General features: G+C 56.7%; 17 protein-coding genes, 3 tRNA genes and 1 riboswitch. Of the genes, 16 read left to right on the top strand and 4 right to left on the bottom strand.

The window, feature by feature from the left end; all coding sequences use genetic code 11:
• The first annotated feature begins 8 nt into the window (after positions 1–8).
• Positions 9–1922, top strand: a complete 1914-nt coding sequence (locus tag CVU69_07035; protein PKN12528.1) for a cyclic nucleotide-binding protein — start codon at positions 9–11, stop codon at positions 1920–1922.
• A gap of 56 nt (positions 1923–1978) precedes the next feature.
• On the opposite strand, the gene CVU69_07030 is transcribed toward CVU69_07035, so the two are convergent.
• Entirely contained in the window at positions 1979–2827 is an 849-nt protein-coding gene (locus CVU69_07030) for a hypothetical protein (GenBank protein PKN12527.1), read from the bottom strand.
• A 125-nt stretch (positions 2828–2952) separates the two neighbouring features.
• Between CVU69_07030 and CVU69_07025 the strand changes: the two genes are divergently transcribed.
• Both CVU69_07025 and CVU69_07020 read left to right on the top strand, forming a co-directional pair.
• The gene (locus CVU69_07025) at positions 2953–4227 is read left to right on the top strand and encodes a serine--tRNA ligase (protein PKN12526.1); all 1275 of its coding nucleotides are present in this window, start codon (positions 2953–2955) and stop codon (positions 4225–4227) included.
• Positions 4228–4231: 4 nt separating this feature from the next.
• Positions 4232–4319 (top strand) — tRNA-Ser (locus tag CVU69_07020).
• Positions 4320–4361: 42 nt separating this feature from the next.
• Here CVU69_07020 and CVU69_07015 read toward each other — a convergent pair.
• Positions 4362–5885 carry a cell filamentation protein Fic gene (locus CVU69_07015; protein ID PKN12525.1) on the bottom strand — a complete coding sequence of 508 codons (1524 nt, stop codon included), beginning with the start codon at positions 5883–5885 and terminating at the stop codon, positions 4362–4364.
• Positions 5886–7434: 1549 nt separating this feature from the next.
• Here CVU69_07015 and CVU69_07010 point away from each other — a divergent pair.
• Positions 7435–7668 carry a hypothetical protein gene (locus CVU69_07010; GenBank protein ID PKN12524.1) on the top strand — a complete coding sequence of 78 codons (234 nt, stop codon included), beginning with the start codon at positions 7435–7437 and terminating at the stop codon, positions 7666–7668.
• Here CVU69_07010 and CVU69_07005 read toward each other — a convergent pair.
• Positions 7652–8629, bottom strand: a complete 978-nt coding sequence (locus CVU69_07005) for a calcium/sodium antiporter (GenBank protein ID PKN12523.1) — start codon at positions 8627–8629, stop codon at positions 7652–7654. The genes CVU69_07010 and CVU69_07005 overlap by 17 nt on opposite strands.
• A 314-nt stretch (positions 8630–8943) precedes the next feature.
• Positions 8944–9031: riboswitch (cyclic di-GMP riboswitch) on the top strand.
• Between the two features lies 1 nt (position 9032).
• Between CVU69_07005 and CVU69_07000 the strand changes: the two genes are divergently transcribed.
• Entirely contained in the window at positions 9033–9992 is a 960-nt protein-coding gene (locus tag CVU69_07000) for a hypothetical protein (protein ID PKN12522.1), read from the top strand.
• A 69-nt stretch (positions 9993–10061) separates the two neighbouring features.
• Here CVU69_07000 and CVU69_06995 read toward each other — a convergent pair whose 3' ends face one another.
• A complete protein-coding gene (locus CVU69_06995) occupies positions 10062–10559 on the bottom strand; it encodes a hypothetical protein (GenBank protein ID PKN12521.1) in 498 nt (165 codons plus the stop codon).
• Positions 10560–10939: 380 nt separating this feature from the next.
• On the opposite strand from CVU69_06995, the gene hrcA reads away from it, so the two are divergent.
• The 11 genes from hrcA (at position 10940) to CVU69_06940 (ending at position 23639) form a co-directional block, all read left to right on the top strand.
• On the top strand, positions 10940–11983 hold the full coding sequence (gene hrcA / locus CVU69_06990; GenBank protein PKN12520.1) for a heat-inducible transcription repressor HrcA: 1044 nt from the start codon (positions 10940–10942) through the stop codon (positions 11981–11983).
• Positions 11910–12599: a nucleotide exchange factor GrpE gene (locus CVU69_06985; GenBank protein PKN12519.1), complete on the top strand. Its 690-nt coding sequence runs from the start codon at positions 11910–11912 to the stop codon at positions 12597–12599. The genes hrcA and CVU69_06985 overlap by 74 nt, the downstream gene beginning before the upstream one ends.
• 52 nt (positions 12600–12651) lie before the next feature.
• Positions 12652–14550, top strand: coding sequence for a molecular chaperone DnaK (locus CVU69_06980; GenBank protein ID PKN12518.1), 1899 nt, complete (start codon positions 12652–12654; stop codon positions 14548–14550).
• A gap of 81 nt (positions 14551–14631) precedes the next feature.
• Positions 14632–15747, top strand: a complete 1116-nt coding sequence (gene dnaJ / locus CVU69_06975; protein PKN12517.1) for a molecular chaperone DnaJ — start codon at positions 14632–14634, stop codon at positions 15745–15747.
• A gap of 15 nt (positions 15748–15762) precedes the next feature.
• Positions 15763–17556 (top strand): hypothetical protein, encoded by a 1794-nt coding sequence (locus CVU69_06970; protein PKN12516.1) that lies wholly within the window; start codon positions 15763–15765, stop codon positions 17554–17556.
• Between the two features lie 94 nt (positions 17557–17650).
• Positions 17651–18937: an ATP phosphoribosyltransferase regulatory subunit gene (gene hisZ / locus CVU69_06965; GenBank protein ID PKN12515.1), complete on the top strand. Its 1287-nt coding sequence runs from the start codon at positions 17651–17653 to the stop codon at positions 18935–18937.
• Positions 18938–19117: 180 nt separating this feature from the next.
• On the top strand, positions 19118–20410 hold the full coding sequence (locus tag CVU69_06960; GenBank protein PKN12514.1) for an adenylosuccinate synthase: 1293 nt from the start codon (positions 19118–19120) through the stop codon (positions 20408–20410).
• A 65-nt stretch (positions 20411–20475) separates the two neighbouring features.
• A tRNA-Lys gene (locus CVU69_06955) sits at positions 20476–20551 on the top strand.
• A gap of 13 nt (positions 20552–20564) precedes the next feature.
• Positions 20565–20641: transfer RNA gene (locus tag CVU69_06950), tRNA-Glu, on the top strand.
• 233 nt (positions 20642–20874) lie between these two features.
• Positions 20875–21780: a sulfate adenylyltransferase subunit CysD gene (locus CVU69_06945; protein ID PKN12513.1), complete on the top strand. Its 906-nt coding sequence runs from the start codon at positions 20875–20877 to the stop codon at positions 21778–21780.
• Positions 21780–23639 carry an adenylyl-sulfate kinase gene (locus CVU69_06940; protein ID PKN12512.1) on the top strand — a complete coding sequence of 620 codons (1860 nt, stop codon included), beginning with the start codon at positions 21780–21782 and terminating at the stop codon, positions 23637–23639. The genes CVU69_06945 and CVU69_06940 overlap by 1 nt, the downstream gene beginning before the upstream one ends.
• Position 23640: the final 1 nt, after the last annotated feature.

Genomic DNA, 23640 nt, shown 5'->3' with positions numbered 1-23640 from the left:
CCCAGACCATGCCCCTGAAAAAACATCTACGCGAAACCGAACCCTTTGACCGCCTGTCGGAAGAGGGTTTTAGCGAGCTGGCGAGCACTGCCCGCAGCGAGGTCTATCCGGCCGGGACCTTTATTTTTCACCAGAAGGACCCCCCGACCGGCTGGCTTTATGTCATTCGCAGCGGACTGGTCGAGATCGTCGTCAATTCTCCCGGTGGCGGCGATATGGTCGTTGACTACCGCAAAGAAGGACAGTTCTTCGGCGGAACACCGATCTTCAGCGGCGAGACCTACACCGGCGGGGCCCGGGCAGCTCTGCGCACCGAATGCTGGTTGATCCCCGCAGCGACTTTGAAGGCGGTGGCGGCGCGGCATCCCCGCGTCGGCGCCTACTTTACCCGCATCGTCCTGTCCCGTATCCGCCAGCTTTACAGCCAGATTGTGACCACGCCGACGCAAGGGAGACCAGCGCAACTCGAAGCCTATCCCTTCAAGAAGCGCCTCTCCGAGATTATGACCACCCCGGTGTTCAGTGTGCCGATGACGCTGCCGGCCCTGGAGATCGCGCCGCTTTTGGCAACACACGGCTTCGGGCTGCTGGCCGTCGTCGATGCGCAGAATCGTCCGGTCGGATTAGTCAGTGAACGGGAGCTGGTCAACCATTTTCTGGTTGAGCAGCAAGACCCGCGGCAATGCACAGCCGGCGATCTCATGCAGGCCGTCCCCGCTCTTTTGCCGCCCAACGCCTATATGTTTGAAGCGATGGCCCTGATGCAGAGCCGCCGTCTCAAGGCGCTCTTCGTCGTCACCGATGGCGAACTGGCCGGCATCGTCACGCCACGCGATCTCTTGCATTATCGTAGCCAGAAGGAGATGCTCCTTTTGGGCAATGTCCGGGAAGAAGCGAGCCTGGCTGGTCTGGCGCTGATTCGCAACAGTCTCCCCACGCTGGTCCGCTCCTTCCTGGCCGAACATCGCGGTACGCCGGAGATTCTGGAAGTCCTGACTTATATCCATCACGGCATCATTCGCCGCACTTGCGAATTGACCCTGGCGCAGTTGGCGGCAAACGGGGAGGAGCCGCCGGCAGTGCGTTGGTCGCTGCTGGTCATGGGGAGCGCGGGACGGCGCGAGATGCTCCTCGCCCCGGATCAGGATCACGGCTTGATCTGGGAAGATCTCCCGGCCGGAGCCACGGCCCGCGCCGCCGAGGAGTTCTTTGCCCGCTTCGGTACTGCACTGACCGAGAATCTCCTGGCGGTCGGCTATCCCCTCTGCGAAGGGGGGGTGATGGCGAGTAACCCGCCCTGGCGCGGCACACTCCGCACCTGGAGGCGCCGGATTCAGGATTGGGTGAACGATCCCGAGCCGATGAAGATTCGCTCTTCCTCTATTTTTTTCGACTTTCTCCCCCTGTATGGTGAAGTTGACCTCGCCCATGATCTGCGCGTCGCCATTGCCAGTGAGATCGAGTCCTTCGAGGGGTTTTTGTATCAGATGATGACCCTCGATCTTCGGCACAAGGTCCCCTTGAGTCTCCTTGGGGGCTTTGTCCTGGAGAAGAGCGGCGAGCATCAGGGCGAGATTTCGATCAAGCAAGGCGGGCTGATCTATCTGGTCGATTGCATTCGCATCTTTGCCCTGGAGCGGCGGCTGCCGGTGACCCGCACCCTCGACCGGTTGAGCGGTCTGGAAGGGCTGAATGTCTTCGATAACGAGACCGCCGAACATGTGCGCGCGGCCTTTGAAGCCCTGAGTTATCTGCGCCTGCGCAATGAACTGGCCCAGGTCGATGTCGGCCAGTATCCCTCTTCTTATCTCAATCCCCTGAGTCTGGCCAAGCCGGAACGGGAACTCCTCAAGGAAGCGTTGCAAGCGGTCAGTAAGCTGCAGGACGCCACCCGCCGGCACTTTTCGCGCAGCGCTTTTTGAATCCACCACCCCCCAGCCCCCTCCTTTGTTAAGGAGGGGGCTGGGGGGTGGTCGGTTCAGCGTGAAAAACAGGTCAACAGGATCAAGAGTCCGGCAACCGCCAGATTGAGGGTGAGGGCAAAGAGGAGCAGAACCGTGAGGAGCGCGCCGAAGTGGGCGATGTTGAGACAGGCAGCAAGGGCGAAGTTGCCGAGCCAGAGGGTGGCGAGGTTAAAGACGAAGACGAGGATGGTCAGGGTGACAAGTCCGGAGCCGGCGCCTTGCAGATCGGCGGAGCTGAGGGTGACATGGCTGCCGATGCAGAAGAGGAGGTAGAGGCCGAGATAGAAATGCCAGTCGTTATAGAGACGGGCAACGTGGATCTGCGCGAAGAGGGCGAGGAGCGCCTGCCAGAACTCGCTGCCGAGGCGGAGTTGGCCGCGCCAGGTGACAAAGTCGGTCGGTACGGAGTGGATGGCGCGCAACGGTTGCCAGAGTTCGGTGCCGAAGAGGGCGAAGGAGACGAGAACGATCAGCGCCGAACCAAGCCAGATCGGGCCGCTACCGATAAAGAAGTTGCCGATATTGTGGTAAAGATTTTTCCGGTTCCAGCTGTGTTTGACATAGCCGAGGACACCGTTAGCGCGGGGACGAAAGAGAGATATGTCGCGGATTTTGTGGCCGAAGAGGACGCAGAAGAGGGCGTGGCCGAGTTCATGCACCACTGTCCCCGGAGCGGTCAGCCAGATATGAACCTTCTCGCCCATGAGCTTTGCGGCGCGGACACGAATCGTCGCCGCCAAAAGGTGCATCGCCGCGGCGATAAGCAGGATCGGGCCGAAGAGGAGCAGCAGCTGTTCAGCGCTGACCACGAGGGCCTGGCCGCTGTAGAAGAGTGCTGATTGTACGGAGGGAGGAATGGTCATGAATCTTGATAAACCGGATCGGTTTTTCTGTCAATCCTCCAGAGCGGGGAACGATTACACGGTTGACCTCCCAGCTCACAAGTGATAAAAAAGCGACTTCATCAGCCCGACCTCAGGATCCTTTGATGCTCGATCTAAAATATCTCCGTGAAAATCTTGATCAGGCCGAAGCGCGCCTTGCCACCCGCGGTGCTGCGGTCAATCTCTCCGCTTTTCGCGGTCTCGATCTGCGCCGTCGTGAACTCCTCGGCGAGTCTGAAACCCTCAAGGCTGAAAAGAATCGGGTCTCGGCCCTGATCGGCCAAAGCAAGGACAAGAGTGCCGTGCAGGGGGAGATCGCCCGCTCGAAGGAGGTCTCCAACTCCATCAAAGTCCTCGATGACGAACTGCGTGAAGTTGAGGCGGCCCTCGAAACGTTGATGCTGACAATCCCCAACCTGCCGCATGAAGCAACACCGGTCGGTCACTGCGAAGAGCAGAACTGTGAAATTAACCGGGTCGGCACGCCGCGTACTTTCTCTTTTCAAGCGAAACCGCACTGGGAAGTCGGCGAAGAGCTCGGGATCCTCGATTTCGAACGTGCCACCAAGATCGCCGGAACCCGTTTTTCGGTGCTGCGCGGCGCCGGAGCGCGTCTGGAGCGGGCGCTAGCTACCTATATGCTCGATCTGCACACCGAGCGGCACGGCTACACCGAGATCCTCCCCCCCTATATTGTCAATCGCGAAACGATGACCGGCACCGGCCAGCTGCCGAAATTTGAAGCGGATCTTTTTCACTTCGATGATCCCGACTTCTTCCTGATCCCCACGGCTGAAGTCCCGGTGACCAATCTCCATCGCGATGAAATCCTTTCCGGTGACGAGCTGCCGATTCGTTACGTGGCTCATACTCCCTGTTTTCGCAAGGAGGCCGGCTCCTACGGTAAAGATACCCGCGGTCTGATTCGCCAGCATCAGTTCAACAAGGTGGAGTTGGTCAAATTCGTCCGTCCCGAGGAGTCGGACGCCGAACTTGCCTCCCTCCTCGCTGATGCCGAGGCCGTGCTGCAGGGGCTGAATCTCCCTTACCGGATTGTCGATCTTTGCACTGCCGATATCGGTTTTTCGGCGGCACGCACCTTTGATCTCGAAGTCTGGCTCCCCGGCCAGGAAACTTATCGAGAAATCTCCTCCTGTTCCAATTTCCGTGACTTTCAGGCGCGGCGTGCTAATATTCGTTTCCGGCGCGAAGAAGGCGTCAAGCCGGAATTTGTTCATACCATCAACGGCTCGGGATTAGCGGTCGGCCGTACTCTCGTCGCTGTTCTCGAAAATTATCAGGAAGCCGACGGGTCCCTGACCATTCCTGCGGCCCTCCGTCCCTACATGGGCGGGCTGGAGCGGATCACCAAAAGTTAAGCAAGGAGAAGTGGCCGAGTGGTTTAAGGCAACGGTCTTGAAAACCGTCGTACCGAGAGGTACCGTGGGTTCGAATCCCACCTTCTCCTCCAGTAAAAGAAAAGGCTTAGTCAATAATGGCTAGGCCTTTTCTTTTACCTAATTGATTTAGCAATGAACGCTGCAAAAGGTTTTATATCATTACCCGAGCTGGCAGACTCCAGCGCCGTCATGTATTCATCTCGATGTTCGATTCGAATGATAGTCCAGTGGAATCCACCTGACGCCAGCATGGCATTCATGAGAAAACGGCCCAGTCGGCCGTTCCCATCAAAGTACGGGTGGATGAATACAAACAAAAAGTGACCAAGAACTGCGCGTACGGCCGCGCTTGGTTCAGCCTCTAACAGGGAACAGAGTTCTGGCATCATGTCGCGCACCGCTTCTTGTGACGGTGGTACATGCGACGCATTGCGAATGAATACTTTGTCAGCCCTGTATCCTGCCAGATCTGCTGGCTTCAGGAAGCCGGCATCAACATTCGGAGCAAAGAGATGCCGATACCAGGAACCGTGGTCGTCACGAAAAGCGGCACCGGGGTTCTTTCCTGCCAAGATATCTCTTATCGTTGTCTGCACTTCATTATGTGCCAGCCAGTACCCATGCGCCGACAAAGCGTTTTTCGCATCAGCATCTGATGCGTTTTGATCGGGGCTCCAGTCACCAGATGCAACTTTTTCAATAAGTTCCGCAGTGACACGATACCCCTCAATCGAGAGAGAGTGGTACGCATCGGATTTATAGCTTTCTTCGACGGCGTTCATGAACCTGTCAATGTCGGTCGGAATGCCAGGCTCTGGAGGAAAATAAGATATGACGTCTTCTCTCATCGCGTTCCACATTAGGCGCATGCGCAGGACGTAGGGCGACTGCACGCGATTAAATTGCATTGGTTTAGGTTCGGCGCTAAAGGGGTTTGTCTCGATGACTTGATATCCGGCGGAGCGCATCGTTGCGATCACGTCATTCGCTAAATTTTTACGGCCGGATGCTCTTAAGGCACCGGCAAGACGTCCGGCGACAACGCTGTGATTGCCAGCCAGGAGTTCTCGATTGAGATCTGACGCATCTCTGAGTTGGTGTAATGCAATTTGCGCATCTTGGGAAAAATTGACGTAAAACGATTCTGGTACGCGGATGAGCGCTAGCGGCAGACTGAGAGATCTTATGCCATCGATAATTTCAATTTTATCCCCTGGCGGAAGCTCCTTAACCTTATAGTCAATAACGGAACAGCCATTAGGCAGACTCAGCATGCCATTCTTGCCAAGGGGAGAGTGAACGATCATTTGTTTTGGTGTAAGCGTTGTCCTTGCATGCAAAAGGACCGAATAATCTGCCGACATGTGCCATTGTTCGCCAAACCGCTCATTGCAATATCCAGTAACAAAGTCTTTTATTGCGGCGAACCATGAGGTGCTGTCACCTGAACTTTCGCCAGGCTTCGATGGCATATACCAACCCTTAATAATTGGCCGCAGGAATCCATTCGAGACAAGGCTCTCGCGATGCTTCCTACTCAGGTCGCTTGATTTGATCACAGCCTTTTTGCTGTCCTGCAATTTTTTTAATGCGATGAGTGCTTCGGCGAGATAGCGCTGCGCAGGTGTCTGTTTCATGAGGAGTCCTTTTCATTTATCGATTATTATGAACGATGATATATAGATTTTTATGGTTAGTCAATTATAGATTATCATGTGTTGCTATTCTTAGACTATTGTGCGATTGCGAGGAACAGATCAAGGTCACGAGGACTGATCGAATGCAGTAATCTATTTTGGTAAATTATTGATTGACAATGAGAGCGGATTAAGGTGAATCTGTCGTGTCATTTATGCCATGTGGGGATCAGCGGAGGGTAGGCGATTAGTTGGAGCAAAGAGGCAGAAAGAGGATAATTTTTACGACGTCGTTGTGATCGGTGGTTAGTTTGCCGATTGTGACGGCGTTTTCTTGTTGATGTCTGCAACGTTAGGTTTTGATCGGTGCCGGCAAGGAGTTTCGCGGGTTGGTGGCAAGGGCTTTGGCGATTTGGCAATTGATCACTAGTGATGGGTAAAGACTTTTGACGAATTCAGGTAAAGTTCTAGGCTCGTGTCAATCGGCATTGAAAAATAACCAAAAATATGGGGATGTCCCTAATTTCATTTGGGGGAAGAGGTTGCGGACAGCTTGTAAAGAGGGTTAAGCTGGTCCGACCCAAGTTTCCAGGTTTCGATCAATGGGGTCGGATTGATGGTAGACGAACCGTCACGACACGGCAATGGCCGGCGTGGGGTGGCTTGACTTGTTTCTTTTTTAAAAGGAGTAACTATCATGCATAAACTACTGAAAATTTTCATCTTTTCCGGGATAGGCGCGGTTGCCGGCGCCGGCCTCGGTTATCTGGGGCAGTGCGCGGGCGGGACGTGAGGCGCGCTGGCCGGCCCCTGGTCAGGGGCCTTGCTTGGTTGTATTGTCGGTCTCGTGCTTGGCGCCATTCCGGGGGAGTCGCCGCCAGGTTCGTAGCCTGTTTTGTCCGTTCACATGTGTTAACCAGAAAAAAGTTTGACCCATTCATAGTCCATATCGGTGTCGAATTGTGACCCACCCCACTTTTATCCACACAATCTCTTAAGGGATCCGGGGAAGGTCAGGGACAGAGGTTTGGAGGAACGCCTTTTGTGGCGTCCTTACGGACAATTAACGTCAAAGCCCTTCGCTTTAGCCCCGTGAGATGGGATGAATAAGGGGCGACCGTACACCAGTCAACACCCGAATCGAATCCCGCATAACCTATCTGTCCAAATGCACAATCTACCATTGGTTATGCGGCTTCGAATTTTTACGTGAGAGCACGTGGCAGAAGTTTCCCCGCCGCAGTATAGTCCGAACCATCAAAGACACGCTGTGGCAGGCGGGCCAGAGATACTTCCTCTTCCTCCTTGTTTCACGACAAAGCCGGCAAGGGCCACTCCTCCCTGAGCCGGTTTTGTTGCGTTCAGTTCACACCTCTCGTCAGCCCCCTTATCAATCACACCCGAACAATCCCCCGCCTGTCTCTCAGAGTGTCCACACGTTGGTGCCGCCAGTGCCGCCGCTTATTACGACAGCTCCTACCGTATCCTCCCCCTGCTCGCCCTGATCCTCGCCACCCCCGGTCTCCCCTGGAAGCGTCGTCTTTCGGTCATGGCCATGGGTGTCGGCGTCTACCTGGCGATGGATTTTGTCAGCACCCTCATCTGGGGTGCTCCGCCGCCGAAGACTGCCTGGCCATCCACCGCCTCCCAGCCGCACCTGATCTACAGCTTGGTGTGGGAACTACTCGGTCACTGGATCCTCCCCTTTGTTCTGTGGATCGTTCCGGCGCACCGGGAGATCTTGGCAATGCTGCCAGAGTCGGGGTTCAGGTCGCCTGGCTGAAGACCGTCATCACCAGATAAGCTGTGTAGCCGATGTAGCAGGAGAGGAGGACCGCGCCTTCAAGGCGGTTGATCCGTCCCGGTCCGCGAAAGCCATAACTGAAGAGAAAGAGGAGGATGGTCAGCGCTGCCATGACCGTCATATCCCGGGATAAGACAGCTTGCTCCACCTTCAAGGGATGAATCACGCCGGCGATCCCGACCACGGCCAGGGTGTTGAAGAGGTTGGAGCCGATGACGTTGCCGAGGGCAATGTCATGCTCTTTCTTGCGGACGGCAACAAGTGAGGACGCCAACTCCGGGAGGGAGGTTCCCACCGCGATCACCGTCAGGCCGATGATCAGATCGCTCACACCGAGTTCCCGGGCAATGTTCACGGCACCCCAGACGAGAATCTGTGAACTGACGATGAGCAGTATCAGGCCGGCACCCAGCCAGAAGAGCGCCCTTCCCAGCGGCATATCCTGAACTCCCAGTTCCTTTTCAATCTCTCCCCCGAGCGTATCGGTCCGCTGCCGCAGTCCCTGGCGGACGGTCCAGACCATGAGACCGGCAAAGACCAGCAGATGCAGCCAGCCATCGAGTCGGGTCAATTCATGATCCCACAACAGAAAGAGAGCAAAACCGGTGACCGCCATCAGGATTGGCAATTCTTTGCGCAGCACCTGAGAGTGGACGGCAATGGGACTGAGCAGAGCGGTCAACCCGAGAATCAAGGCGATGTTGGTGACATTCGAGCCGTAGGCGTTGCCGAGGGCAATGCCGGGATTCCCCTGCCAGGAAGCCAGGGCCGAGACGACCATCTCCGGTGCCGAGGTGCCGAAACCGACAATCACCATGCCGATCAGCAGCGGCGGCATGCCAAAGTGGCGGGCGGTCACGGCCGCGCCCTCGACAAAACGATCGGCACCCCAGACCAGCAACACCAGGCCGAATACAACAGCGATAATTGAAAGAGTCATCAGCGAGACCTTTGTGATTCACTGCCTGGATGGGTGACAGCAAAAAAAGAGGTGAGGGGAGGCAAAAAAAGCAGCCCGCCCGGAAAAGATAAAGGCGATATTGTAGCCGGTTGCGTACGGATTTTGAAATCATTTACATAAAATCCAGTCAATAAATATGGTCAGTTTGGATTCATTTCAGCGTAGAGGAGTTTTTATTAATCATAAGTTGCTGAAAAATAATAAGAAATAATTCTACAGGGCATTGACTCGCACGAAAGTTTTCGGGCATATTAGATACGAAGTTTAAGGAAAAGAACAGACTTCCGATATGAATCTGAAAAAGGCAAATCCATCGAAAGGTGGAGGCGCAAAGTCACCGGTCTAAAGGGTTAGTACCCCCATGGCGGCGGGATTACCAGAGATGCTACCTGACATTTTTACCAATCTCCAGTTCTCCCGGACCAGTTCCGGGTCGAATAGCGACGTAAAGCTCAACACTTCCCCTCTCTCCATGATCGTTTCGACTCTTTTCGTCCTGCTGGCTATCCACTTTTGGGGGGGCGGAACTTCCTGGGCAGCTTCCTCCTCCCTGAAGGCGGCCTCCGGATTTGCCGATGCCGCCGGACTCCCCGGCGAACTCGGGAAAATCGTTTATCAAAAAAATACCGCGAGTAACATTCAGCTTTTTATCATCGGCAACAGCCATCGCAGCTCCGCCTCCGGGGAGAATGGCAGCCATACCGTTCCAGCTCAGATCCAGACTTACCGGATAGCGGAATGGCTCATCCGGCAACATCAGGTCGAACTCCTCCTTCCCGAAGGGTTCTTCGGCCGGCAGGAGCGGACGGGAATCCCCGATGCGATCGTCCGGCACGACGATCCGACTTTGGAAGAGGCCCTGGCCGATACATCGACTTTTATCAATGCTGATCTGCTGCTGCACAGGAATTACGGAATTGCCCTGCACCAGGTCGAGGACAGGGATTTGTATCGTAATGTCAGGGAGTTCCTCCTCTCCAACCTGAAAAGTGGCAACCGTTTCCTTGCTCCCTTTGGCCTGGAGCTTGGATACCTGCAGGAGCGTCGTTCCGCAGCCATCCTGCAAAAGATTCCCGCCGTCATCAATGCTGAGTATCGCCAAGGCCATATCGCGCAACCCCGGGCGATTCTGACCATCGGAGTGACGCACCTTGATGAGATGATAAAATTTCTCAAGACGGAAAGAATAGAGGTCTACGCTCCGCCCCTCGGCGCCAGCGGTTTTCAGGATTATCGTGAAGATTTGGACCTGATGGCCCAAGAGGTCGGAGTGACGGTCATCGTCCCCCGGGTCATACTCGCGGACCGGGAGATGATGTCTCTGGCCAATCTTCAGCCGTAATTGGACAGAAAAAAGCCAGGAGTATTTCATCCTGGCAAAATTTAATGGGTGGTCTGTCTGGTTTCCGGGTTATTTGTTTTCCGTGGCGCCGGGGCTCTGCGGCTCTTGCTCCATCCGCTCCATTGGCTTCATTGGCTTCATTGGCATTCTCTCAGGTTGATACTGTTGCTGTCTCTCTTCGCCGAATTCCGGCGACACTCCCATGAATTCCTGCTGTCCTACTTCGAGACCAAGAGCCTTGAGTGTCTGCTGGTCAGGCTGACCCGTTGCTGTCAAGCCTTCATGACTCTGGAAGTTGCGGATGGCGCCCATGGTCCTTGGGCCGATAATGCCGTCCACCGCTCCCACCGCGAAGCCCTTTTCATTTAAAGCTTTTTGCAGTTCACTGACCTTTTTTTCGTCCAGATTCAGGGCAGTTACCTGCTGGTGCGGCTGCATGGTTTCAGCGGCGCTACCGGACTGCTGCTCTTTTTCCATCTGCGAGCTCATACCCGCGGCCAATACCAGTCCTGCGGTGAAGAGGCAGCCAATGAAGGCCATGGCAGTGGTTGTGACGATATATCTCATTTATCTTTCTCCTTTTTCGATGGTTTGCGTGACCACCCAACACCCGAGAGGGGCGACTGTCTTTCAATGCTCGTCTTTACTTGTAACGCTTCGCGGGAACTTGTCAAGTTCTCGTAAGCAACTGATAAATAAATGTTCTTTAGTTTGATGACAAGTATCCTGTCTTGGTCGGTTGGTCGGTGCAAAAGGTTTCGGACCCATAGGATTTGCTCTCCTGGTCAGTAAAGTACCCATACTTTTATGCTGCATTCCTCCCCTTGACAAAGGGAAATCCCGTTGTTAAGTTGTGCCCCGTAGCACTCACCCTTGTCGAGTGCCAAGTCTTGGGCTGGAGCCACCGTCTCCGGCTTTTAAGTTTTTCAAGGGATAAGAGCCCCGCCATGACGATCGCGATGAATGAACGCAGCCGCAAGATCCTGGAAGCTATTGTCGAGGATTATATCGCTTCCGCCGAACCGGTTGGCTCGAAGTCGGTCAGCTGTCGTCATCAGATGGGTCTCTCGCCGGCCACAGTGCGCAATGTTATGGCTGATCTCGAGGGGATGGGGTATCTAGCGTCGCCGCACGCTTCGGCCGGCCGCATCCCCACGGACAAGGGCTATCGCTTTTATGTCGATACCCTGTTGCAGCTGCGGCCGCTCAAGGCGGAGGAACGGGAGCGGATCGAGCGGCAGTATGTTTCCAGCGACCGGCGCATTGATGAGGTTCTGCGTGAAGCTGTCAAGTCCCTGTCCCGGTTGTCCCGTTATGCCGGAATAGTGATGGCACCCCGCGTCGAAGCGACGGTCTTTCGTCATATCGATTTTGTCCCCCTCGCTCCCGGGCGGGTGCTGGTGATCTTTGTCAGTCGTTCCGGGGAGGTGCAGAACAAGATCATCGAGACCGGGATCAACCTGCCGGCAGCGACGCTGGAGCAGATGACCAACTACCTCAACCGGGTCATGAACGGTTTGCCACTCGATGCAGTGCGCGAAAAGATTGCGGCGGAGATGGCGCAGGCCAAGATCGAGCATGACGACCTGCAGCAGCGCGCCCTTGCCCTTTCCGGTCAGGCCCTGGCCGGGGAGGATGAAAATGACCGGGTCTATATCGAGGGGACGAGCAACATCCTGGATCAGCCCGAGTTTGCCGATGTTGAACGGATGCGGCAGCTTTACCGCGTCTTTGAACAAAAGAGTCAACTCGTCGACCTGCTTGATCGCAGTCGCCGGGCGCACGGCATTCAGATCTTTATCGGCAATGAAACCAGTCACAGCGCCATTGCCGGCTGTTCGCTGGTGACCGCCACCTACGAAACGCGGGAAGGGACGATCGGCTCCCTGGGTGTTATCGGCCCGAGCCGCATGCCCTATGGGCAGGTTATCCCGATTGTCGATTACACGGCGCGGATCGTCAGTCAGCTCCTCGAAGAAGAATATCAATAGATCCCGCCCAACACAGGAGAGTAGCGTGTTTAAAAAGAAAGAGAAGAAAGAAGAAGAGTCCACTGCTGAGACGGCCGTGGAAGGAGTGGAAGCCGCCGAGGATGCTGGTGCTGGCTCCGAGGCCTGCTGTCAGGAATTGACCGAGCAGCTTGCTGCCGCGCAGGCCGAAGCTCTGGAGAATCGCGATCACTACCTGCGCGCCCGTGCCGATCTTGATAATTATCGCAAGCGGGCACAGCGCGAGAAGGAAGATCTGTTAAAGTTTTCGAACGAGACTATCCTTCGTGAGCTTTTGCCGGTCATCGATAACCTGGAGCGAGCGTTGCAGCATACGGCGACGGACGGCGAGACCGGTCTGCTGCAAGGGGTAGAGTTGACCCTGGGACAGTTCGGCAAGGTGCTGGAGAAGTTCAATGTCGTGGCGATAGAGGCGGTCGGCGAGTCCTTCGATCCTGCACGCCATGAAGCGATGGGACAGATCGAGAGCGCCGATCAGCCGCCGAATACTGTCGTCCAACTCCTGCAAAAAGGCTACCTGCTCAATGACCGTCTGTTGCGCCCGGCAATGGTGCTGATCGCCAAAGCCCCGGCAACGCCGGCAGCGAGCGAAGAATAATATCCAAATAACCCCTTAAAAGCATCTGTTACCTCAACAAGGAGATTGAATCATGTCTAAAGTTATCGGAATCGACCTCGGCACCACCAACTCGTGTGTCTGCGTCATGGAAGGCGGCGAGCCGATCGTCATTGCCAATGCCGAAGGGGCAAGAACCACCCCGTCGATGATCGCCTTTACCGAAAGCGGCGAACGTCTCGTCGGCCAGCAGGCCAAGCGCCAGGCAGTCACCAATCCGGAAAATACCCTCTTTGCCATCAAGCGGCTGATCGGCCGCAAGTACGATACCGAAGCGGTGCAGAAGGATATCAAGATCAGCCCCTTCCATATCATCAAGGCCGACAACGGCGATGCCTGGATCGATGTGCGCGGCAAGAAGTACAGCCCGCCGGAGATCTCGGCAATGGTCCTGATGAAGATGAAGCAGACCGCTGAAGATTACCTTGGCGAGACCGTCACCGACGCGGTCATCACCGTCCCCGCCTACTTCAACGATTCGCAGCGCCAGGCGACCAAGGATGCCGGTAAGATCGCCGGTCTCAATGTTCTGCGCATCATTAACGAGCCGACTGCTGCTGCCCTCGCTTACGGTCTCGATAAGAAGAAGGAAGAGAAGATCGCGGTCTTTGACCTTGGTGGCGGCACCTTTGACGTCTCGATCCTTGAACTCGGCGACGGCGTCTTCGAGGTCAAATCGACCAACGGCGACACCTTTCTTGGTGGCGAAGACTTTGACCAGGTGATCATCGATTATGTTGCCGACGAGTTCAAGCGCGAGCAGGGGATCAATCTGCGCACCGACAAGATGGCACTGCAGCGCTTGAAAGAAGGGGCGGAGAAGGCCAAGTGCGAACTCTCTTCGTCGATGGAGACCGAAGTCAATCTCCCCTTTATCACCGCCGATGCCACCGGTCCGAAGCATTTGCTCGTCAAATTGACCCGGGCCAAACTCGAAAGTATCTGTGCCGGCCTCCTCGACCAGCTCGTCGAGCCCTGCAAGATCGCCCTGAAAGATGCCGGGCTCACTGCCTCCGAGATCGATGAAGTCATCCTCGTCGGCGGCATGACCCGTATGCCGGCCGTGCAGAAACGCGTGCAGGAAATCTTCGGTAAAGCTCCGAGCAAGGGGGTCAATCCGGATGAAGTCGTCGCTATCGGCGCGGCGATTCAGGGCGGCGTCTTGCGCGGCGATGTCAAGGATGTTCTCCTCCTCGACGTCACCCCCCTCTCCCTTGGCATCGAGACCCTCGGCGGGGTTCTGACCAAGCTGATTGAGAAGAATACCACCATCCCTTGCAAGAAGAGCCAGGTCTTCTCGACCGCCTCGGATAATCAGCCGGCAGTCTCAGTGCATGTCCTCCAGGGAGAGCGCGAGTTTGCACGTGACAACAAAACTCTCGGCAACTTTGAGCTGAGCGGCATCGTTCCGGCGCCGCGTGGGGTTCCGCAGATCGAGGTCACCTTCGATATCGATGCCAATGGTATCGTCCATGTCGGGGCCAAGGATCTCGGCACCGGCAAGGAGCAGTCGATCCGTATTACTTCTTCCTCGGGGCTGTCCAAGGAAGAAGTCGAAAAGATGGTGCGCGACGCCGAGGCGCATGCCGACGAGGACCGCAAAAAGCGGGAAGTGATCGAGGCGCGCAACCATGCCGACGGCCTGGTCTATTCGACGGAGAAGGCGCTGAAAGAGCATGGCGACAAGGTCGATGAAGCGACCCGGGCAGCGATTGAAGCGGCGATTGCCGAAGTGAAGACCGCCATGGAAGGCGAAGACGCCGAAGCGATCAAGAGCAAGAGCGAAGCCCTGGCGCAGTCGGCGCACAAACTCGCTGAAGCGATGTATGCGCAGGAGCAGGCGCAGAGCGCCGGCGCCGAGCCAGAGGCCGAGGGCGGCGACGAGAAGGTCGTGGAAGCCGAATACGAAGAAGTCGATAAAGATAAGAAGTAAGCAGAAAATCTTATGACGCTGAGGGGCGCAGCCTGCTGCGCCCCTGTTTGCATTCCATAGAACGAGAAGAGGACCCCTCCTTTGGCAGAAAAACGCGATTATTACGAAATTCTCGAGGTGAACAAAAACGCCAGCGAGACCGAGATTAAAAAGGCTTACCGCAAGCTGGCGATCAAGTACCATCCGGATAAAAACCCGGGGGATAAGGCGGCGGAAGACAAGTTCAAGGAGCTGACGGAAGCCTATTCCGTTCTCTCTGACGCTCAGAAACGGGCCGCCTACGATCAGTATGGTCATGCCGGTGTCGAGTCCCAAGGGGGCGGTTACAGCGGCGGCGCCGGGTTTGAAGATATTTTTGGTGATATTTTCGGGGATATCTTCGGCGGTGGCGGCCAGCGCGGACGGAGTAGTAATCAGCGCGGTCAGCGTGGTGATGATCTTCGCTACAACCTCAAAGTCACCTTTGACGAAGCGGCTTTTGGCACCGAAACCAAGCTGCAGATCCCGCGGCAGGAGAGCTGTGGAACCTGTAGCGGCTCCGGAGCCAAAAAAGGGACGAGCGCCAAGACCTGCAACACCTGTCGCGGCAGCGGCCAGGTTCGCTTCCAGCAGGGTTTCTTCACCATGGCCCGGCCCTGCCATGAATGTCGCGGCACCGGTAAAATTATCGAATCGCCCTGTCCCGATTGCCGGGGCACCGGTCGGGTGCGCGCCACCCACACCCTGTCGCTGAAGATTCCCGCCGGCGTCGAGACCGGCAGCCGCCTCAAACTCAGCGGCGAAGGGGAGAGTGGCGTGCAGGGCGGCCCCCCCGGTGACCTGTATGTCGTCATTGAGGTTAAGCCCCATGCCATCTTCGAGCGGCAAGGGCAGAACGTTATCTGTGAAGTGCCGATCTCCTTTCCGCAGGCGACCCTCGGTTGCGAACTGGAGGTGCCGACCCTCGATGGCAAGGTGAGGATGAAAGTCCCGGCCGGTACCCAGTCAGGCAAGACGTTGAAACTCACGGGCAAGGGTTTCCCCAGTCTGCAGGGCTATGGGCGGGGCGATCAACTCGTCGTGCTGCGCGTCGAGACCCCGACCAAGTTAACCTCCCGGCAGCGGGAGTTGCTTGAGGAGTTCTCCCGTGAAGGGGGCGAGAGCCTTTGTCCCTCGGAAAAGAGCTTCTTTGACAAGGTCAAGAAGATGTTCGATTAAAAGGAGAAATCTTTGATGCTCTCACTGCGTCTTTTCCTCGCAGGTCTCGCCTTGGGGTGCGCTCTTTTTCTCCCGGCATCAGGGCAGGCGACATCCCTTTGTGCTGAGGGTGCGGCGCAAAGCAGTGTGGCAACGGTGGCAAGTGCCGAGCTGCGCCGCATTGCAAAAATCTGTCTCAGTGAGGGACAGAAGGACGCGGCCCTCCTCCTGCTCGAACGGATTCCGCCGGCCGAGCAGTTGCCGGGTGATACCGTCGGGGTAGTGGCAACGCAGATTGCCCTCGGCCAGGCAGTCAAGGAAGGGATCGCCACCCTTTTAGTGATCGATCCAAGCACTCTCGAAGCCCCGGAGCGCGTGGAGCGATGGCAGGCTTTGCTCCAGGGGATGAAGGGGCAGGGGGAAAAATTCAACGCTTTGACGGTGATCGCACAATCTCTGCCGCTGGCGGTCGGGGCAGAGCGGGAAGAACTTTGTCATCAGGAACAAGGGTTACTGCAGGGCGCCAGTGCGGACGAACTTCGCAGCTTCGCCGGGCGCTCAGGGCCGACTGCGCTCCGCTACGACCTGCAAACGGAGCGAGCCCGTCGCGCTTTGCAAGCAGGTGAAACAGTCATGGCGCGCCAGTTTCTTGGCGAAGCGCTGAACGGGAGTCTCCCTTTTTGCCGGCGCAACGAAGCCTTGCAGATGCGCGATACGCTCGAAGGGGGGGTGTGGCTGCGGCGCGCTGTCGGTGTCATCCTTCCCTTGCAGGACAGATTCGCTTCCTTTGGCGAGGCGGTGCAGCGGGGAATCGACATGGCTCTGGCTGAACGCCCTCCCCAGGCGCAGCCGATTGCCTTTGTGGTGCGTGACGCCGGCAGCGATCCGGAAGAAAATCGTCGCGCTGTCGCCGCGCTCGTCCATGAAGAGCGGGTGATGGCGATTATCGGCCCTTTGACCGGCGGCGCCGCGGTTGCCGCTGGTGCCGAGGCGGAAAGGTTACAGATTCCCCTGCTGACTTTGGCGCAGAAGGAGGGGGTGCCGGAGATCGGCGATTACGTCTTCCGCACGGCCCTCACCAGTCACCAACAGGTCGAAACCCTGGTTCGTTACGCCAGCGCCGGCAGCAAGCGCAAGCGTTTTGCTGTCCTCGCTCCGGACAATCGTCTTGGTCAGGAGTTTGCCGATCTCTTTAGTCAGGCTGTCCGTCGCCATGGCGGGACGGTGGTCGCCCGGCAGAGTTACAGCGATAGGGACAGTGATTTCCGCACACCCATCAAGCTGCTCAAGGGGGAGAATCCTGCCATCCCCGACACTAACAGCAAGGAGTCGAGCCGATTGGTGGTGCGTAGCGCACCTCTCCCGTTTGATGTCCTCTTTATCCCCGACGTTGGCGAACGCGTCGCCCTGATCGCTTCCTATCTGGCGTATTACGGTGTTGAAAATATTCAACTCCTCGGGACCAGCGCTTGGAATAGCCCTGAACTGCTGGAACGCTCCGCTCGTTATGTCGATGGCGCTATCTTTACCGTCGGCTTTTATGCGGGGAGCGACCAGCCCCGCGTTCGCGATTTTGTGGCGCGTTATGGCGAGCGCTACGGGGAAGAACCGAGCATTCTCGAAGCCCAGGGTTATGACCTCGCCCGCCTTCTTATCGCCCTCCTCGAAGGGGGGAAGATCCGTAGTCGTAGCGAACTGCGCAGTGCCTTGGCGCAGGTGAAGAATTTTCCCGCCGTCAGCGGTGACTTGGCCTTCGATCCCCTGGGCGATGGTATGAAAAAGCCGGTACTGCTGCGTATCCAGGACGGCGCTTTGATTGCGGCCGAATAGTCTTTATGAAATAGTTCTTCTTGACAGCTCTTGCCGCTGTTGCTAGGCTGTCACCCTTGTCAACCAAGCCTGAATCAGAGCGGATTATTCGTTCATGACCCTTCCCGAGATCACTAGCGAGCCCCTTCTCCCCCGTGGCGTCAAGGATTTTCTGCCGGCCAAAGCCGCTAAAATTGCCTTCCTCGCCGAGACGGCCCTTGAACTTTTCCGCCGCTGGGGTTTCCGCCCGGTCGTCCCTCCCAGTCTTGAATATCTTGATGTTCTCGAGCGCGGCATGGGGCACGGTCTGCGCGACAAAACTTTCCGTTTTGACGATCGTCAGGATGGCAAGCTCATCGCCTTCTCTCCGGATATGACCCCGCAGGTGGCGCGGATCGTGGCAACACGGATGCACGAAATGCCGCTGCCGCTACGCCTCTGTTACAGTGGCCGGGTGCTGCGCCATGCCGAGCAGCAGTCGGGCAAGGATCGCGAAATCTTTCAGGCCGGAGTTGAGCTTATCGGTCTGCAAAGTCCCGAGGCTGATGCCGAGATGATCGCCATGGCCATCGAGTCCCTCAAGGCTTTTGGTGCCACGACCTTTACCATTGATGTCGGTCAGGTCGAATTTTATCGCGGCGTCATGGCCCAACTCGATCTCCCCGAGCCTGATCTGCGCGCTCTGCAGGCGCTGATTGCCCGCAAAGAGGTGACCGGTCTGACCCGTCTCCTTGATACCCTGACCCTGCCGGCGACTGTGCGTGAAGAAGTGCTGGTGCTGCCGCGCCTCTTTGGCGGCCGCGAAGTCCTGGAAAAAGCAGCGGCGACGGTGCATAATGAACGTTCCTGTCAAGCGCTCGTCAACCTCCGTCAGGTTCTGGCCGTTCTTGAGACCTATGGTCTTGAAGAATATGTGACCTTCGACCTCGGCGAACTGCGCGGCCTCGATTATCACAGCGGCATCACCTTTCAGGGCTTTCTCCCCGGTCTCGGCCGCGCGGTCTGTCAGGGGGGGCGTTACGATCATCTCACCGCCCGCTACGGCTATCCTGCCGCTGCCACCGGTTTTGCTTTCGATCTCCTGAATCTCCTCTCTGCCCTTGATCTTGTTCTCGAGCACGCGGCCGAGCAGACCACCGATGTCCTCCTTTTCCAGAGTGGCGCCGATAAGCAGGCGGCGCAGAAGATTGCGCAGGCTCTGCGCGAACGGGGTTATTCTGCGGCCCGGGACATCATCCCCCGCAGCCTGGAAGAATCGATTGCTTATGCGAAGCGCATGTCTTTTCGTCATGTGCTGGTGGTTGACGCACAACAACCGGAGGTGCGGGTGATCTGGGTGGATGACGGGCACGAACGCACGATTCCGTTGCAGGCGATCCTTGATGGTGATGTCGCGCTATAGAGATTAAAATCGACCACCCCCAGCCCCTCCTTAACAAAGGAGGGGAGCTTAAAGCTTGTAATCCCCCTCCTTATTCAAGGAGGGGTTAGGGGTGGTAAGGTCAGCCTGAAAGTTTATTGGAATTAATCCCCCCTCCTTGGCACTTTTGAGTAGGGATCAACCATTACCGGAGAAGAGCTCATGGCGAATGTCGTTATTGTAGGAGCCCAGTGGGGCGATGAAGGGAAGGGCAAGGTCGTTGACATCTATACCGAGCATGCCAACGCTGTGGTCCGCTACCAAGGGGGGAACAACGCCGGGCATACTCTGGTGGTCGGCAATGAAAAGACGGTTCTCCACCTCATCCCTTCCGGCATTCTTCATACCGGCAAGCGCTGTGTGATTGGCAACGGCGTTGTCCTCGATCCCAAGGTCTTCCTTGAAGAGATCGTCAAGCTCAAGGCCAAGGGCTATATGAAGGACGACAACCAGTTGGTGGTCGACGGCAATATTCACGTCATCATGCCGTATCATAAAGCCATTGACATCGCCCGGGAAAGTTCCAAGACCGAGCGCAAAATCGGCACCACCGGGCGCGGTATCGGCCCGACCTATGAAGACAAGATCGGCCGTCGCGGCATCCGTTTACGCGATCTCGTCAAGCCCGAGACCTTTGCCGCCAAAGTCCGGGAAGTTCTCCCCGAGAAGAACTTCCTCCTCGAAAAATTTCTGGGTCAGCCGCCCCTCGACGAAGCGGCTATTATCGCCGAATATACGGTTTATGCCCGCGAGCTTGAAAAATACCTCGGCTGTTCCTCGGCAATCCTTAATGATGCGATTGAGCAGAAACAGAATATTCTCTTTGAAGGGGCGCAGGGGAGCCTCCTCGATGTCGATCACGGCACCTATCCCTATGTCACCTCCTCATCGACGATGGCCGGCGGCGCCTGTACCGGTACTGGCGTCGGGCCGCGTTTTATCGATGCGGTCATCGGCATCTCCAAAGCCTATTGCACCCGCGTCGGTGAAGGCCCCTTCCCGACCGAGCTCAATGATGCCATGGGCGAGGAGCTGCGCCGCGTCGGCAGCGAATTCGGCGCCACCACCGGTCGGCCGCGTCGCACCGGCTGGTTCGATGCGGTCGCCCTGCGTGAAGCGGTGCGCGGTAACGGCATGACCGGTCTGGCGATTACCAAGCTTGACGTCCTCAACGATCTTGAAGAGATCAAGGTCTGTACCTCCTACGCTTACGGCGGGAAGGAACTGAGCGAGTTCCCGCGCGATCCGGAAGTCCTGGCGGAGTGTGTGCCGGTTTATACCTCCTTTCCCGGCTGGAAGGGGGACATCTCCGAGATCAAGACCTATGACGCCCTGCCGCAGAGCGCCCGCGATTATCTCGACAAGCTGGTGGAGTTGACCGGCTGCCCGGTGGTTCTGGTCTCGGTCGGCCCGCGTCGCGACCAGACTATTCAGCTTGCTAATCCTTTTTGCTAAAGTTTGATGTGAAGATTTTTTTCGTTGACAATCGAAGAAGCTTCCCTTATAACAGCCTCTCTTGTGAGCCGGTAGCTCAGTCGGTAGAGCATCTGACTTTTAATCAGATGGTCGTGGGTTCGACCCCCGCCCGGCTCACCATTTTAAAATTACTGTCCCCATCGTCTAGCCGGCCCAGGACATCGGCCTTTCACGTCGGTAACAGGGGTTCGAATCCCCTTGGGGACGCCAAAAATCAGCCCTCTTGCCTCCTCGGCAGGGGGCTTTTTGTCTTTGGTGCCACGACCGGGCATATTTAACAGGGATCAAGGGGATGAAGGGGATAAAACCTTTATCGATAAGAGTATTCGTACTTTGTTTTGAGTCAAAAAAACATTTTGACTTTATTCTCTGTACCCCTTTCATCCCTGTAAATGATTTGTTCTCCGGTGAGGAGATTAGTAACTTATTTACACAGCAGATTCATGCAAAGGGATGCCATGAACTTCAACCAGCTCGAAGCCGAGAGTATTGAAATCATCCGCGAGGCGGTGGCCGGGGCAAAACACCCGGTCATGCTCTACTCCATCGGCAAAGATTCCTCTGTCATGCTCCATCTGGCGCAGAAGGCTTTTTATCCGGCGCCGCCGCCCTTTCCCCTGTTGCATGTCGATACCACCTGGAAATTCCGTGAGATGTACATCCACCGCGAACGTATGGTCGCGGAAGCAGGGATGACGCTGTTGACCTATACCAACGCCGAAGGGAAGGCCGCCGGCATCACCCCCTTTACGCACGGCTCTTCCTACTACACCGATGTCATGAAGACCGAAGCCTTGAAGCAGGCCCTCGATCATTACAACTTCGATGTTATTTTCGGCGGCGCCCGCCGTGATGAAGAGAAGTCGCGGGCCAAGGAGCGGATCTTCTCCTTCCGCTCACCCGGTCATCGCTGGGATCCCAAGAAGCAGCGCCCTGAGCTCTGGAACCTGTACAATACCCACATTCGCAAAGAGGAGAGCCTGCGCGTCTTCCCCCTCTCCAATTGGACGGAGCAGGATATCTGGCAGTACATCGAAACGGAAGAGATCCCTATCGTCCCCCTTTACTTTGCCAAGGAACGGCCGGTGGTCATGCGGAACGGCACTTGGATTCTTGTCGATGACGAACGCCTCCCTCTTGAACCCGGTGAAGTGCCGGAGATGCGCTGTGTCCGTTTTCGCACGCTCGGTTGTTACCCCCTGACCGGAGCGATGGAGAGCAACGCAACGACGTTGGCGGAAGTCATCGCCGAGACCATGTGTGCCCGCGATTCGGAACGGCAGGGGCGCTTAATCGATTCGGATCAGCCCGGTTCGATGGAGAAGAAAAAGCAAGAGGGGTATTTCTGATGGGCACTGAAATTTCCGAGAATAGCGCGATCCGGCCGACCCTGCGTTTCATCACCTGCGGCAGCGTCGACGACGGCAAGTCGACCCTGATCGGCCGCCTGTTGCACGAATCGAAGTCGATCTTCGATGATCAGATGACCGCATTGGCAAGTGATTCTCGGCAGTTCGGCACTCAGGGGGAGAAGATCGATTTTGCCCTGCTGGTCGACGGTTTGCAAGCCGAGCGCGAGCAGGGGATCACTATTGACGTCGCTTATCGCTTCTTTGCCACCGATAAGCGCCGCTTTATCGTCGCCGATACCCCCGGTCACGAACAGTACACCCGCAATATGGCGACCGGCGCTTCGACTGCTGATTTGGCGATCATTCTTATTGATGCCCGCAAGGGGGTGCTGACCCAGACTCGCCGCCACAGCCGCATTGTGGCGATGATGGGGATCCGTCAGGTGGTCCTCGCCGTCAACAAGATGGATCTGGTGGCGTTCGACCCGGAGGTCTTTGCCGGGATCGTCGCCGAGTTTCACGAATTTGCCAAAAGTTTCGGCTTTACCGTTGTGCAGGCCATCCCCTTGAGTGCGCTTGACGGCGACAATATCATGACGTCGAGCCCGCAGACCCCCTGGTATGACGGCCCGAGCCTTATGGACTATCTTGATCGCGTCGATGTTGCCAGCGTTGCCAGTGCCATGACCGGAGATTTCCGTTTGCCGGTGCAGTGGGTCAATCGCCCCAATCTCGACTTTCGCGGTTTTTGCGGCCGCATCGCCCAAGGGGTGGTCCGGCCTGGCGATGCCGTACGTATCCTCCCTTCCGGGGTGACGAGTCGCGTCAAGGAGATTGTCGTCAAATCGGGAAGTCTGGAACGGGCCGGGGCCGGTGAGTCAGTCACTCTGACCCTCAGCGACGAAGTCGATGTCAGCCGCGGCGATATGATCGTCGCAGCCGTTAATCCGCCGCAGGTCTCCGACCAGTTTGAGGTGCGCCTCCTCTGGATGTCCGAGCAGTCGCTGGTGGCGGGGCGCCCTTACCTCCTCAAGATGCATACCAAGGAGGTGACAGCGACAGTGACGACGATCAAGTACCGTGAAGACGTCAACAGTGGTGCCCACCTTGCCGCCAAAACTTTGGCACTCAATGAAATTGCCGTCGTTAATCTCAGTCTCAGTCAAGCGGTGGCCTTTGAGCCTTACAGCCAGAACCGCATCCTCGGCGGATTGATTCTGATCGACAAATTCACGCACGAAACCGTCGGTGCCGGTATGATCGATTTTGCCCTGCGCCGGGCAACAAATATTCACTGGCAATCCCTCGAAGTAAATCAAGAAGCGCGGGCTGCGATCAAGCATCAGCAGCCTTCCTGCATCTGGTTTACCGGTCTCTCCGGCTCAGGGAAATCGACGATCGCTAACCTTCTCGAAAAGTGCCTCCTTTCCGAAGGGCGGCATACTTATCTTCTCGATGGTGACAATGTCCGCCATGGGCTCAATCGCGATCTCGGTTTCACTGAAGCCGACCGCGTCGAGAATATCCGTCGCATCGCCGAAGTCGCCAAGCTTATGGTCGATGCTGGGCTCATCGTCCTCGTCTCCTTCATCTCTCCTTACCGGGCAGAGCGACGGATGGCGCGGGAGCTCTTTGCCGAAGGAGAGTTTATCGAAGTCTTCGTTGATACGCCGCTGGAGGAATGCGAACGTCGCGATCCCAAGGGGCTCTACGCCAAGGCGCGCCGGGGCGAATTGCAGAACTTCACCGGCATTGACAGCAGCTATGAAGCGCCGGAAAATCCGGAAATTCATCTCCTCAGCAGTGAACTGTCAGCAGATCTCAGCATGCAGCAGATTCTCGAAAGACTGGGATAGT

It is taken from the genome of Deltaproteobacteria bacterium HGW-Deltaproteobacteria-4 (assembly GCA_002841765.1).
Taxonomy (GTDB): Bacteria; Desulfobacterota; Desulfuromonadia; order Desulfuromonadales; family UBA2197; genus UBA2197.
The sequence above is the reverse complement of the archived record's forward strand: the minus strand, read 5'-3'. Positions and strand labels throughout refer to the sequence as shown.

Bases quoted from the DNA above. Each gene is read 5' to 3' on its own strand.
- CVU69_07030 (PKN12527.1), bottom strand. From the start codon at position 2,827: ATGACCATTCCTCCCTCCGTACAATCAGCACTCTTCTACAGCGGCCAG.
- hrcA (PKN12520.1), top strand. From the start codon at position 10,940: ATGACGATCGCGATGAATGAACGCAGCCGCAAGATCCTGGAAGCTATT.
- hisZ (PKN12515.1), top strand. From the start codon at position 17,651: ATGACCCTTCCCGAGATCACTAGCGAGCCCCTTCTCCCCCGTGGCGTC.
- CVU69_06945 (PKN12513.1), top strand. From the start codon at position 20,875: ATGCAAAGGGATGCCATGAACTTCAACCAGCTCGAAGCCGAGAGTATT.
- CVU69_06980 (PKN12518.1), top strand. From the start codon at position 12,652: ATGTCTAAAGTTATCGGAATCGACCTCGGCACCACCAACTCGTGTGTC.
- CVU69_06985 (PKN12519.1), top strand. From the start codon at position 11,910: ATGGGCAGGTTATCCCGATTGTCGATTACACGGCGCGGATCGTCAGTC.
- CVU69_07015 (PKN12525.1), bottom strand. From the start codon at position 5,885: ATGAAACAGACACCTGCGCAGCGCTATCTCGCCGAAGCACTCATCGCA.
- CVU69_06940 (PKN12512.1), top strand. From the start codon at position 21,780: ATGGGCACTGAAATTTCCGAGAATAGCGCGATCCGGCCGACCCTGCGT.
- CVU69_07025 (PKN12526.1), top strand. From the start codon at position 2,953: ATGCTCGATCTAAAATATCTCCGTGAAAATCTTGATCAGGCCGAAGCG.
- CVU69_07000 (PKN12522.1), top strand. From the start codon at position 9,033: ATGCTACCTGACATTTTTACCAATCTCCAGTTCTCCCGGACCAGTTCC.
- CVU69_07035 (PKN12528.1), top strand. From the start codon at position 9: ATGCCCCTGAAAAAACATCTACGCGAAACCGAACCCTTTGACCGCCTG.
- CVU69_06970 (PKN12516.1), top strand. From the start codon at position 15,763: ATGCTCTCACTGCGTCTTTTCCTCGCAGGTCTCGCCTTGGGGTGCGCT.
- CVU69_07010 (PKN12524.1), top strand. From the start codon at position 7,435: ATGGCCATGGGTGTCGGCGTCTACCTGGCGATGGATTTTGTCAGCACC.
- CVU69_07005 (PKN12523.1), bottom strand. From the start codon at position 8,629: ATGACTCTTTCAATTATCGCTGTTGTATTCGGCCTGGTGTTGCTGGTC.
- CVU69_06995 (PKN12521.1), bottom strand. From the start codon at position 10,559: ATGAGATATATCGTCACAACCACTGCCATGGCCTTCATTGGCTGCCTC.
- CVU69_06960 (PKN12514.1), top strand. From the start codon at position 19,118: ATGGCGAATGTCGTTATTGTAGGAGCCCAGTGGGGCGATGAAGGGAAG.